Source organism: Desulforamulus reducens MI-1, from assembly GCF_000016165.1.
Taxonomy (GTDB): Bacteria; Bacillota; Desulfotomaculia; order Desulfotomaculales; family Desulfotomaculaceae; genus Desulfotomaculum; species Desulfotomaculum reducens.
The window spans coordinates 1,924,945-1,938,130 of the sequence record NC_009253.1 but is presented as its reverse complement, the minus strand read 5'-3'; the positions used below and the strand labels follow the sequence as shown (position 1 = coordinate 1,938,130).

Genomic DNA, 13,186 nt, shown 5'->3' with positions numbered 1-13,186 from the left:
AATATCAAATATTTTCCTTTAATCAACCATGCTAGAAAGATTTAAGATGCCTTTTTTCCTTCTGGGCAGCCATTGTTTATAAATCCAATCTACAATTATACTGATGGAGGTACTAGGTCCAAATATCTCATCGACTACTCCTGAAGCTTTTAGTTCTTGCCTATGTTTCTCAGGAATCATGCCTCCTCCGAAAACCAAGATATCGCTAGCTTTCTTGGCATCAAGTAATCCACGTAGGCGGGGAAATATTTCATTGTGAGAACCGTTGTGCACACTCACCCCAACTAGATCAACCTTTTCTTGTAATGCTGATTGAACGATTTCTTCCAGAGTACAATACAAGCCTGTATAAATAACTTTTATGCCACCTTGATTTTTCAAACTTCGGGCTAATAAGCGAATTTCCTTATCTTGATTATCCAGTCCTACTTTCGCTAGCAAAACCTTGATTCCCTGATTATCCATGCCTTGACACCCTTTATTAATATTGTTATAAAACTTGGTTTAAGCAACGGAATAAGCTTTAATTGCCCTTTGCAAATTGAATATGCCAATCATAATTGGTTGAATAATTGATAAGATTATTAGTTAATAACATTACTCAACCAATTAATGGCCTGTTCTTTCTTAGAGCTTATTTGATATACCTACAAGCAATTTCCTCTGCCAAGCTATAGGGATCTACTTCTTTTTTCAATACTTTATCAACCATCTTATCAAGTTTTCCATCTTTTTCCAAGTCGTTTAATACGGGTTGAAGTATCGCCGCCCACAGTGCTTCATTAATTTCCGCTGAAGTCTTACGGCGCATACGATCAGATAAAAGATTATTATCAATTAAATACTGGTAATGCTCATCCACCTTTTCGCGTAAAACATCAACACTTTTAGCAAATTTATGAGGTTCAAGCACGCTCTCGACCAATAGTACAGGTATATTCCAACCTTTAGCATCTTCTTTGGAACCTTTGGACATGTGGACCATATTCAAGGTTTCCTTATATAATTTTCCGGCACCTTCACGGTCTGCCTTATTAATGACAAAGATATCGGCGACTTCCATTAAACCCGCTTTTAGGGCTTGAATCTCATCCCCCATGCCAGGCACCAGAACTACTATTACAGTATGTGCATGATTGATAATTTCTACCTCTTGCTGCCCTACACCGCAGGTTTCGACTATTACTTTTGCTTTTCCCAGTGCGTCCAATACATGAATTCCTTCACCAACTGCTTTGGATAACCCCCCCATTGACCCTCTGGTGGCTAGGCTTCTTACAAACACTCTTTTATCCTCAGCATGTCTCAGCATACGTACTCTATCTCCCAAAAGTGCTCCCCCGGTAAAGGGGCTGGTTGGGTCAACTGCCAATACGCCTACAGACTTATCTTTTTGGCGATAGGAGTAGATAAGTTCATCAGTAAGTGTACTTTTACCAGCTCCTGGTGCACCGGTAATTCCTATTACATGGGAATTACCGGTTTTTGTAAATATTTCTTGCATGGCTATATAGGTATTGGGTACTTGGTCTTCCAGATTCCTAATGAGGCGAGATGCTGCACGGATATCTCCAGATAAAACTCTTTTACCTAATTCTTTCATGTTACTCACGCCCTTGGGGTTACATTTGTATTAATCCACTCCACCAATGATTCAAGAGTGGCTCCTGGAGTAAAAATAGCTTTAAGACCTGCCTCATAAAGGGCATCCATATCCTGTTCTGGTATAATACCCCCGCCTATAACCACTATATCGTCGGCTCCTTCATCCTTTAAAAGTTTGGCTACTTGAGGGAATAAATACTTATGTGCACCCGATAAACAGCTTAACCCCACAACATCAACATCTTCCTGAAGGGCAGCAGCAGCTATTTGCTCTGGAGTTTGATGACAACCAGTATAGATTACCTCAAAACCGGCATCTCGGAAGCATCTGGCCAATACCTTGGCACCACGATCATGACCATCAAGACCAGGTTTAGCGAGCAGTATGCGAATTCTTCTAACTGACATCACAATTCCTCCTTCATAGATTTAAAAAATTAAATTAGTAAATTCCAGGATCACGATATTCACCGAAAACTTCTCTGTAAACATCGCAAATTTCTTGAACAGTTGCAAAACTTTTAACTGCTTCAATACAATAAGGCATAACATTGTCGCCTCTTTTACAGGCATTTTCAAGATCTTTTAGTGTTTCAGCTACTCTACGACCGTCACGTTTCCTCTTAACTGCCGCAAGCCGTTCTAACTGTTCTGTTTCTACAGAGTCATCAATTTCCAAGAATGGAATGTCAACTTTTTCATCGGCTTCCACATACTTATTAACACCGATCATGACTTTTTCCTGAGCATCTATTTGCTGCTGGAATTTATATGCCGCATCTGAAATCTCTAGCTGTGGGAATCCTTTATCAATGGCAGCAATCATGCCACCCATATCATCAATCTTATGGATGTATTCCCAAGCCTTTTCTTCCATTTCGTTTGTAAGTGCTTCCACGAAATATGAACCGGCCAATGGGTCGATGGTATTTACAACCCCGGTTTCTTCAGCAATAATCTGCTGTGTTCTTAAGGCAATTTGTACAGCATGATCGGAAGGCAAGCACAAAACTTCATCCAGTGAATTGGTGTGAAGTGACTGAGTTCCTCCAAGAACCGCAGCCAACGCCTCGGTAGCAGTCCTAACCACATTGTTGTATGGTTGCTGAGCAGTTAGTGAACATCCGGCTGTCTGGGTATGAAATCTCATCCACCAGGAACGCGGATCTTTAGAACCGTAACGGTCCCGCATGGCCTTCGCCCAGATCCGTCGGGCAGCTCTTAATTTAGCGATTTCTTCAAAGAAATCAATATGTGAGTTGAAGAAGAAAGATAATCTAGGGGCAAATTCATCAACATGCAACCCCTTACGCCTAATAGCATCCTCAACATATTCCATGCCATCTCTTAATGTGAATGCCAGTTCCTGAACAGCGGTTGCCCCAGCTTCTCTGATATGATAGCCACTTATGCTAATGGTATTCCATTTAGGGACGTATTTGGTACCAAATTCAACAGTATCACTGATTAGTTTTACTGATGGCTCAGGCGGACACATAAATGTTTTCTGAGCAATAAATTCTTTTAACATATCATTTTGAATGGTACCACCAATTTTGGTAAGGGGAATTCCCAACTGCTCAGCAGATGCGCAGTACATGGCCCATAATACAGTTGCAGGAGGATTAATTGTCATAGATGTAGTTATCTTATCTAAAGGAATTCCATTAATAAGATCTCTAAAATCTTCAATTGTATCGATGGCTACGCCGCATTTTCCACACTCACCCTTAGCTTTGGGGGAGTCAGTATCGTAACCCATCAGGGTCGGGAAATCAAAAGCAGTGCTCAGACCGGTCTGGCCGGTTTTTAATAGATAATGCCAACGTTTATTAGTCTCAACAGCCGTGCCCATACCTGCAAACATTCTAAAGGTCCAATACTTTCCGCGGTACCCAGTGGGCTGGTTTCCTCTTAAATATGGAAACTGTCCCGGATAAGCGATATCCTTCTCAAAATCCATATTTTTAATGTCCTCAGGGCCATAAATTCTTTTTATTTCCAGATCAGAAACTGTGGTCCAATTTTCTTTTTGGTCAGCATGTTTTGCAACGGATTTTTTAACTTCATCCTCCCATTTTTGTCTTAATTGGCTTGATTGATTTAACAATTCTTGAGTAAACAAAAGGTATTCCCTCCTAACTTATATTTGCTATTATTCTAGTACTCAATGCCAGCCCTATCTTTGATCCCTGCATTATAATGATGTTTTATCTCGGTCACTTCACTTACCAAATCAGCGATTTCTCTTAACTTATCGGAAGCATATCGCCCTGTTAATACAAGATCCAATTCAACTGGTTTATTTTTAGCCAGACTTAATACTTCTTCCTCTGGAATTAAATTAAAGTCAACAGCAACATTAATCTCATCCAGAATGACCATGTTATACTGCCCACTGGCAATGATCTCTTTTGCTTTTTCAAAACCTTGCCGAGCCAATTCAACATCTACAGGTGCAGGATTGTTCCGCATAACAAAACTGTCAAGACCAAATTGATAAATTTTAAGATCCGGAAGATACTTTTCTGCCGCAAGGACTTCCCCGTACTTTCGTCCCTTCATAAACTGAATCAAACACACTTGGTATCCCTGTCCAGTGGCTCTCAAAGCCTGACCAAATGCAGATGTTGTTTTCCCTTTACCGTTACCCGTAATGACCATTACCAGGCCACGTTTCGCTATGCTTGCTGTGGATTCCATTACTCCCAACTTTTTCACCCCCTTTTTTATTAACCATCGATTTTCACGCAAGTAATTGTTGTATCGAAAATTCTGAATGTTTAATCTCTTAGTAGCAACATTCATGCCAGTATTTTAATAAGCATACCTGTGCCTAAAAACCGTTTTACAAAAGAATGTTTCGACTCCCTTAAAGCATGCCCGCAACACGTCTGGTTGATTAGAACTGTTGCATCTTTTTAGGGCATAATCCGATTATCATCAACCTTTGATAGCATCACTTGTTTATGCTTTCATACCTGACATATTTAAATTAGAAAAACTTGGCTTCGCCAAGTCTTTAGACGTCGGCGGAGCCTTAGTTTGCCCTTATGCATATCGGAAAGTTTTATACTTTCTGATATGCCAAAAAAGGGAATAGTTTATTGAACTATTCCCTTCTATTCCGTTAGAATCGTTGCGCAGAGGCAACGATTCGGTTCCAGGTTTGATGTTGCGCATTTGGTTTACCTGTTGTTGCTGTGCAGTCAGAGTAAAACGTATCGCCAAAGGTTCGCCCCAGAAGAATGGAAGTTTTGGATTAAGTATATATGATGGTCGTGTCTCCAACACTGTTGTTAGGTTTCAAATTATCTTCCCACTGGCTAGGTGCAGGGTTTTCCTCAACTCATCTAAGTTATATGTCGGCAAATAAAAAACCCCGGTAACAATGTACCGGAGCTTATTTGTATTTATTATCCAGACAATGTTTTAGTCCGGTTTACCATTAGTTAGTTTATTTTTATTCCGTTAACATGGCGTCTATTCAACTAATGTAAAGCGCCAAGCACAGAACCATTCTTCCGGATGAGCATCCGGTGGGCAACCAATGCACTCGGTTTGAATCCTGGGATCGATGGTTTTGGCAAATTGGGAATATTCAACCAATCCGGCTGACTTACAGGGATAATCTTCTAGCCCTTGACGTTTTCTAGCGGCCTGCACCCGACAGTCATTCATTTGAAAAACAATACTATTGGGGCCTTCATCAATAATGGATTGCACATTAATTCTTGCATACATTCTAAATTGTAATGCTTGCTTTAACCCTTCTATTCCAGCCTTTTCCGGTAACCCCAAAAAGCGTTTAATTGAGTCTGCTTCAAAGGGTGAAAACTTTGTCCAACAAGAATCGTTACAGCGTTTTGCATCATTCATTCCATGTTTGAATTCCACTGCCTGAAACCAAATCCCATCATTAGCCAACCAGTTTATTGAGGTATTGGTTAGCAGTTCTAGAAGTTTTTCCCTTGACATATCCAATAATGGTTTTGGTATCCCTTTTTCCATTTCAAACCCAAAAAGCTTGGCAAAACGTTTCATTTGGGTACTGAAACTTTTCTGGAAAGCGGTATCCAAAGTCTTGAGAGCCTCTTGAAAACCAAGCTGATGCCGCACTTCGTTAAACCATAATGCATGGTGAATTACTATCCGGTGAAACATATCTATTGCCAATTTAGATAATTCCTCATTACTAAGCCTATCATCCCATGTTACGTTATTTTGCATTTTTGACCCCTCCTTCGAATACTGAGCATGAGATCCAAAAAGTTTCTGGATCTTGCAGTATATTCAGTAGAGCAACCAGATAAGTAACTATTTAACAAATACTTAAACTATTCTATATAGGTGATGGCATTTGGTGTAACACTTAAATACTCCGGGCCCTTCTCTGTCATTACAAAACTGTTTTCAATACCGATGGCACCTTCAGAAAAAACAAATTTTGGCTCAAGCGCAAAGGTCATCCCCGGTAAGATCGGAGTTTTTAGCCCCTTTGCCAATATGGGAAATTCATCTAGTTCTAAACCAATTCCATGTCCGATAAATCTAACCTTATCTTTCATGTATCCCATAAAATGATCTTTATAGCCCATTTCCTCCGCCAACTTAACAGCCATTAAATATGGTTCTTCTGCCGGAGTTCCTGGTTTAATGGCTTTGATTATTTCGGATTGTATCAACAAGGCGGCATCAAATGCTTTTTCCATTTGTTGATTTAGTTCACCTATACAGAATATTCGGGTTTGGTCACCCGTATAGCCATGAACAACACACGTATAATCAATATAAACTACTTCATTACGACACACCTTTTTCCAGCCAGCACCATGAGGATGCGTTACAGAAACACCGGTTCCGCCAACTGGTCCATCGAAAAAACTTGGTGTACTAGCGCTATTTCCTGTGCAGGTATTTCCTAAAAACAAATCTTGATTAAATGCCCTCATCTTGCAACAACCAGAGTATCCTCGTTTACGCATTTCGGCTTCGAAGAGCGCAGCCAACTCAATTTCCAACATTCCTTCACGTAAAAATGTTGGTACAGCCCTATGAGCTTGATCGATTACACTTAAGGCGTCGCGAAGAAGTTCTATTTCATAGGGTGATTTTATCGCTCGAATATCTTTAATTACTGGTGAAATATCTAGAAATTGAGAATTATGAAATATCTTTTGATACCTTTTGTAGAGGTTTACTGGCAGTACATCCAACTCTAATCCTATTTTGTTAAATCTTACATAACCAAATGTAGAAAGAATAGCAGGAATTTCTTTAGGACTCTCGAGTGAAACAATGTTTTTTAGTGGTGACTCATTCCTGCCACGTTGTAAGCTTTTTTTAATCATCAAAACCGGATCGCCACTGACAGGTACATACAAATAAGAGGTTTGTACCGTGCCAGAAAAGTAAAACATGTCACTGTTTAGTAAAATAAGGGTTCCATCTAATGTTAGTTCTCTTAATTTTTCTTGGAGTCTAGAAATTCTAACGTCTATTTCAGACTTTGGAGTTAATTTCATTTGCATGTTCTTTTTCTCTTATACTCCTTTCACTGAAAATAAGACTTTAGGACAGGTTTATTTAATGTCTATCAATATCCCTTCATGAATAATAACCTTAAGCATTTCATCTAGTATTTCTTCATCTGTTCCAGCTTTTTGAGGGATTAGTACCAGATGGTCAGATTGAATCTTAACTTTTAGCATCTCATTGTTTTTTAAATTAAGTATTTGACTAACCTCCAATGGAAACCGCAATTGACCATATTCGTCAATTGTAATACCTGTTAACGTAGGCATACTTATCGACTCCTTTCAATTTATAAAACTATTAGGTATATAAGCCCTGGTTAGTAGATATATTGTTAAATATTAGCCAGTCATAGTATATTTCAATTACTGGTTCTTAAGTTTTTCATATAAGCAACTTTCATGCCAGAGTCAAATTTTAGCTTTATCTAACAAAGCATGGGTATTTTAATTAATCATTATCTTTTAATGGCTAAATTGTTGCATAGACTCAACATATAAATTGCTTTTCTAAAGACATTTCGCATAAAAAACGCCAGTATAGAGATAATATTACCAGTGTTACTTACATTAAGAAGGCAAGCATAAAGTACTACCCTTGCATCTCACGCATAGAAGCAACAATAAATTCTTTTGTTGGGTTGCCACTTTAATGTTTGTTCTCACTCTACAAAGTTTATAAATTTAATATCAAGCTCATTCTTGAATAAATAAAAAGGAATAGTTTAAGTAAACTATTCCTTTTTATTTATTCTTTATTTAGTTACAACTACAAAAGAACTATATGTTGCCCATTTAAATAACTGTTGTCTAATTGCATTGCACTAACTATATATCTAATTATTTTGTATGGATGAATCTTTCGATATTTGATATTTTGCTGCCTTTCTTACAACTGTAGAGGCATTTACCTTTAGTTCCTTAGCCATTTGTCTAGTACTACGATATTTAGAATAGACCTTTTCTAATAACTGCTTTTCTACGCTTTCTATAGCTTCCCTTAGAGGAACGATACCTGAAACCAAAATATAAGAAGAACTTAAGCCAACCGTGTCCCGCAAATGGAAAGGAAGATCTTCGCTAGTTATAATATCTTTAATTGTAATAACAACCATTCTCTCAATAAGATTCTCTAATTCCCTTATATTCCCAGGCCAGTTATATTGCATAATATAATCAACTACTTCTGGAGATATACTTTTATTCCTTTTGTATTTGCGGTTAAATACCTGAATAAAATGTGCTACAAGAGCGGGTATATCTTCTTTTCTATCGCGCAGTGGAGGTATATGCACAGGTACTACATTTAATCGGTAATAAAGATCCTCTCGAAACTGCTTTTTCTGAACCATGTCCCAAAGATCTCTGTTTGTAGCAGTTACTATGCGAACATCAACATTAATATAATTTTTCCCCCCTACCCTAATAATTTCCTTACTCTGTAAAAACCGAAGCAGTTTTACCTGTAAATTAAGCGGGACTTCACCAATTTCATCAAGAAATAATGTGCCTCCAGAAGCCATTTCTATATATCCTGGCTTACCCTCTTTTTTAGCCCCCGTAAATGCTCCGCCATCATAGCCAAACAACTCTGACTCCAATAAATTTTCTGGAATAGCCCCACAATTAACCTTGATAAATGGCTTATCTTTCCGTGAACTATTACTATGAATGATTTCTGCAATTAGTTCTTTCCCAGTTCCAGATTCCCCGTTTATTAAAACAGTCGAGTCAACGGAGGCCAGCCTTACAACCATATCAAGCAGGTTCCTCATTTTGGCAGAAGTGGCTATTATTTTTTCAGAGCCATTGTACTGTAACTTCAAAGTACGAAGTTGGTTCTCATAGTGCTGGCTTAACCCTTTGGCTTTTTCTAGCTTGTGTCTTAATAGATTTAGTTCAGTTATATCCCTTACATTGCACACAACTCTTATGATTTCTCCGTTTCCTTCCATGATCGGGTTTCCCGTAGTTAGTGTGAGTTTCCCACTTCTACTTTTTTGCATAATTGTAATAGATTTCTTCTGCTCCAATACATGGCAGGTTACAGGTTCAGAAATAATTCCATCTTTTTTAATATCCGCTACGCTTAGTCCCAAATATTCATGTGCTTTGATGCCCGTTAATTGCTCAAATGCCTTATTGTAACGTAAAATTATACCTTTACCATCGGTTATAAATAAACCGTCAAAAGACGATTCAACAATGGCATCTAATTCTTTATTCAATTCCTTAACATAACATAGTTCCTTAGACATTTTGTCTATTTCTGATATATCCTGAAGAACGGCCACTGCACCAATAATTTTACCATCCTTTTTAATTGGAGAACGGTTCGATATAAAGGTACGTTTATTAAATTTCACTTTCTTTAAAGTATCAACTTCTCCAGTCTCAATAACATCTAAAAGATCACTGTTAGGAAGAATATCTAATAAATGTTTGCCAATTGCATCTTCTGCCTTGGTATCTAATAATCTTGCAGCAGACAAGTTCCATACCTTAATTATTCCTTTTTCATCAATCGAGATAATCATATTATGAGTTGAGTTAATAATCGTATCCAGTTCGAGAGAAATGCTTCGGTGCAAATTAAAAAAGGCTTTTGCTATATCCCCGCGAGTTACAATCCCCACAACCCGTCCTTTTTCATCAATAACAGGAAGTCGAGGTACCGAAGCGTTTATTACATCACTAAACTCATCATCTGGATGACCAGTTAATAGCTGCTTGGTCATTAAATCCTTAACCTTTGTTTTATTCATATCCAAGCCATTATTTATAACGCGATAAATATGACTCTTTGTGAAAAGGCCTACCAATTTGCCGCTTTTATCTACTACTGGTGCACCATCTATCTTATTGCCCATAAAGATGGTTACAACCTCACTAACTTTTTGACTAGGATTTAAGGTCAATACAGGAGATGTCATGATTTCCCATATTTTCAAATAAATCACCTCTTTCCTGATTGTTTTCAAATATAAAGTAGACTTTTTTTGTCTTTTCCTTGGTATATCAGAAAGAATAAGTGCATTGGAGAGGGAAGAAATAGTTCTCATCATTAGGTGTATTTGTATTAATAAAAAAAATATATTTGCTTTTTTTGTTATTTTTCCCAATTGCTTCCATATATTATTTTACACTTACGGACGTCTTTTAAAAAGTATAAACATCTAAAATAAATAAAAATCTAGAAAATTTAGTTATGAGGCTAAGACAATAAAATGGAAGAATAAAAAGCAACTGCAATCAGACAACACCTAACTCCAATGCGCAACATAGAAATTTGAACCAAAGTATTGGTATATTATATTCGTTTTGAATTACTAAAGAATGCAACAGTCATACCGAACCTACCAATAACTATGAAACAAAAAACTATTTTTAAAAGTTTGAAAGCAGGCACCTATTTTAAGGAAGGCTATAACTGTGCAGAAGCAGTTTTTTAGCTTTTCGTGGGTATTTAGCTCCGGAAATCAATCAAGAGACGGTAAAATTATTAACCTGTTTTGGCGGTGGATTGGGACATGCGGGAGGTATGTGTGGTGCCTTAACAGTATCAGTTATGGCTTTGAATATGATCACAGGTAGAATATCTAATAATGAAAAACGCGATGAGCCTATGATACTGTTCAGCAATTTGATGACCGATTTCTTAAAACGTTTGGTTCAACTTGTTGGTTCTAAATGCTAAAATAGCCCTAAACCATAATATCAGGTTTAGGGCTATTTTAGCATTTATAATTTTTCCTGTGACTATTAGATAATGCTTGAAGATAGCGACAAATAAAATGTTGCGAAACGAGTATTTCTAATGAAGATTATTTAGCTTCACGCTCTTCTTTTGCCTTCTTAATAACCAATTCTGCTTCACGGCCTGAGAATTCTTCGTAGCTGGCAAACTCCATAGTAAATGAACCTCGTCCCTGGGTCATTGATTTTAGATCAATTGCGTAACGATACATTTCTGACAGAGGAACCTGAGCACGTATCATAACAAATTTACCCATAGGCTCAGTCCCTAACACACGGCCACGTTTGGTATTAAAATCACTGATAATATCCCCCATGAAACTTTCAGGAACAGTAACTTCAACGTTTTGAATGGGTTCTAAAAGAACTGGACTGGCTTGTTCACAACCCTTCTTAAAAGCTAAATGAGCTGCAATTTTGAAAGCCATTTCAGAGGAATCAACTGGATGGTATGAGCCATCATATAATGTAGCCTTCAGTCCTGTCATCGGGAACCCTGCTAGTACCCCTTCTTCCATTGCTTCTTTTAAACCTTTTTCAACAGCTGGGAAAAAGTTTCTGGGAACGGCACCGCCAAATACTTCTTCGCCAAAAACAAAGTGTTCGTCAGTAGGCTCAAAGCGGATCCAAACATGACCATATTGACCACGACCACCAGATTGTTTTTTATGCTTTCCTTCTACTTCAACCTTTTTACGTACTGTTTCTCGATAAGGCACCTTTGCTTCTTCTAATGTTACATCAACACCATATTTTTTCTTAAGACGATCAACCATAATCTGGGTCTGTGCTTCACCCATGGTTATTAATAGAGTTTGTTTAGTTTCAGTATTTTTATGAATCTTAACGGTTGGATCTTCGTCTACTAATTTTAATAAAGCATCACCTAATTTATCTTCATCGTTCTTACTCTTGGGAGCAACAGCGATTGTTAATGTGGGAGTTGGGAACTCTATACCTTCTAATACCTGTGGGTTATCACGATGAGATAAAGTATCACCTGTGGAGGTATCTTGCAGCTTAACTAGAACAGCTAAGTCACCACAGGGAACCACATCGGTTTGAACTGTAGACTTACCACGTACATAAAGAATTTGACTAATTTTTTCAGCTTTTTCTTTGCTGGCATTTACGATTGGAGTATCGTTTTTAAATTGTCCTCTAAATACTTTAAAGAAATTCATCTTACCCACATAGGGATCTGCAATGGTTTTAAATATTAATGCAGCCATTGGACCATCTTCCACCTTAGGAGAAGGGAAGTAAACAGAAATAAAATCCAGTAATGAGGCTACTCCAATGTTTTTAGTAGCACTGCAGGCAAGTACAGGAATCACTTTACCCATGGCCAGAGACTTACGGAAACCATCCCTTATTTCATCAACTGTAAGCTCTTCCCCTTCCAAATATTTCATGGTTAGGTCATCATCGCCCTCAGCAGCTGCTTCAATTAGGGCCTCACGATATAGTTCCAGTTGATCGGTTAAATCACCGGCAACAGCAGTCTCTTTACCCTTACCTTCTCCTTCTAAGGCCATTTGTTCTATAACGTTAACAACTCCGTTGAAATCATTGAAAGCCCCAATGGGGAGTTGGATAGGTACAAAGTTAGCACCAAATTTATTCTTCAATTCATCTAAAGTCTTATCAAAGTTCGCATTTTCACGATCCATTTTATTAATAACTACTATTTTTGGTAATTCCGGTGTCATGTCCCAAATTACTTCGTGTTGTACCTGAACACCGTCCACTGCAGATACCACAAATAGAGCGCCGTCAGAAACACGTAAAGAGCCTTTAATTTCACCAATAAAGTCAGAAAAACCCGGTGTATCCAGTAAGTTAATCTTCGTGTTATTCCATTCAACCGGAACCAGACTTGTGTGGATGGTCATTTTTCGTGCAGTTTCTTCAGGATGGTAATCTGAAACAGTTGTACCGTCTTCTATTCTCCCAAGCCGTGAAAGAGTGCCGGTATTAAATATCATTGCTTCTACTAGAGACGTCTTGCCAGAACCGCCGTGGGCCACCACTGCAACATTTCGGAGTTGATTGGACTGGTAATTTTTCAAAGTTCAGGCCTCCTTTTTGTAAATAATGGTATCCCCAATTGCTATATTATATACCTATACCATTTATGGTTTGGGTTAGCACTGTCTTTCTGCTTATACCCAATTCTAATAACATAAATGATATTAAAATTATGTTAACATTTCTACATCTGTTATCCAAATCCTCTTAATATAGAGAAAATTGATATAAATTTTTGCATTCAGATTCCATATGTCTTC

At 37.9% G+C, this 13,186-nt stretch carries 11 protein-coding genes; 1 reads left to right on the top strand and 10 read right to left on the bottom strand.

What is annotated here, in order from left to right; all coding sequences use genetic code 11:
- Positions 1-18: 18 nt before the first annotated feature.
- The 9 genes from DRED_RS09480 to DRED_RS09440 form a co-directional block, all read right to left on the bottom strand.
- Positions 19-465, bottom strand: coding sequence for a cobalamin B12-binding domain-containing protein (locus tag DRED_RS09480; RefSeq protein WP_011878110.1), 447 nt, complete (start codon positions 463-465; stop codon positions 19-21).
- Between the two features lie 169 nt (positions 466-634).
- Entirely contained in the window at positions 635-1,603 is a 969-nt protein-coding gene (gene meaB, locus DRED_RS09475) for a methylmalonyl Co-A mutase-associated GTPase MeaB (RefSeq protein WP_011878109.1), read from the bottom strand.
- 5 nt (positions 1,604-1,608) lie between these two features.
- On the bottom strand, positions 1,609-2,013 hold the full coding sequence (locus tag DRED_RS09470; RefSeq protein WP_011878108.1) for a cobalamin B12-binding domain-containing protein: 405 nt from the start codon (positions 2,011-2,013) through the stop codon (positions 1,609-1,611).
- Positions 2,014-2,047: 34 nt separating this feature from the next.
- Complete coding sequence (locus DRED_RS09465) at positions 2,048-3,730, bottom strand: methylmalonyl-CoA mutase family protein (protein ID WP_011878107.1); 1,683 nt, start codon at positions 3,728-3,730, stop codon at positions 2,048-2,050.
- Between the two features lie 35 nt (positions 3,731-3,765).
- Complete coding sequence (locus DRED_RS09460) at positions 3,766-4,317, bottom strand: cob(I)yrinic acid a,c-diamide adenosyltransferase (protein WP_011878106.1); 552 nt, start codon at positions 4,315-4,317, stop codon at positions 3,766-3,768.
- 771 nt (positions 4,318-5,088) lie between these two features.
- Positions 5,089-5,835, bottom strand: coding sequence for a DUF6125 family protein (locus tag DRED_RS09455; protein ID WP_011878105.1), 747 nt, complete (start codon positions 5,833-5,835; stop codon positions 5,089-5,091).
- Between the two features lie 107 nt (positions 5,836-5,942).
- Positions 5,943-7,136, bottom strand: coding sequence for a M24 family metallopeptidase (locus DRED_RS09450; protein WP_011878104.1), 1,194 nt, complete (start codon positions 7,134-7,136; stop codon positions 5,943-5,945).
- A gap of 51 nt (positions 7,137-7,187) precedes the next feature.
- Positions 7,188-7,409, bottom strand: coding sequence for a hypothetical protein (locus DRED_RS09445; RefSeq protein WP_011878103.1), 222 nt, complete (start codon positions 7,407-7,409; stop codon positions 7,188-7,190).
- 566 nt (positions 7,410-7,975) lie between these two features.
- Entirely contained in the window at positions 7,976-10,090 is a 2,115-nt protein-coding gene (locus tag DRED_RS09440; RefSeq protein WP_041274559.1) for a sigma-54-dependent Fis family transcriptional regulator, read from the bottom strand.
- Between the two features lie 479 nt (positions 10,091-10,569).
- On the opposite strand from DRED_RS09440, the gene DRED_RS18270 reads away from it, so the two are divergent.
- Complete coding sequence (locus DRED_RS18270) at positions 10,570-10,836, top strand: C-GCAxxG-C-C family (seleno)protein (RefSeq protein ID WP_337998933.1); 267 nt, start codon at positions 10,570-10,572, stop codon at positions 10,834-10,836.
- A 127-nt stretch (positions 10,837-10,963) separates the two neighbouring features.
- Here DRED_RS18270 and fusA read toward each other — a convergent pair whose 3' ends face one another.
- Positions 10,964-12,967 (bottom strand): elongation factor G, encoded by a 2,004-nt coding sequence (fusA, locus tag DRED_RS09435; protein WP_011878101.1) that lies wholly within the window; start codon positions 12,965-12,967, stop codon positions 10,964-10,966.
- Between the last annotated feature and the right edge of the window lie 219 nt (positions 12,968-13,186).

Excerpts from the sequence above, each read along its gene's own strand:
- DRED_RS09480 (WP_011878110.1), bottom strand. The coding sequence starts at position 465 with ATGGATAATCAGGGAATCAAGGTTTTGCTAGCGAAAGTAGGACTGGAT.
- meaB (WP_011878109.1), bottom strand. The coding sequence starts at position 1,603 with ATGAAAGAATTAGGTAAAAGAGTTTTATCTGGAGATATCCGTGCAGCA.
- DRED_RS09470 (WP_011878108.1), bottom strand. The coding sequence starts at position 2,013 with ATGTCAGTTAGAAGAATTCGCATACTGCTCGCTAAACCTGGTCTTGAT.
- DRED_RS09455 (WP_011878105.1), bottom strand. The coding sequence starts at position 5,835 with ATGCAAAATAACGTAACATGGGATGATAGGCTTAGTAATGAGGAATTA.
- DRED_RS09450 (WP_011878104.1), bottom strand. The coding sequence starts at position 7,136 with ATGCAAATGAAATTAACTCCAAAGTCTGAAATAGACGTTAGAATTTCT.
- DRED_RS09445 (WP_011878103.1), bottom strand. The coding sequence starts at position 7,409 with ATGCCTACGTTAACAGGTATTACAATTGACGAATATGGTCAATTGCGG.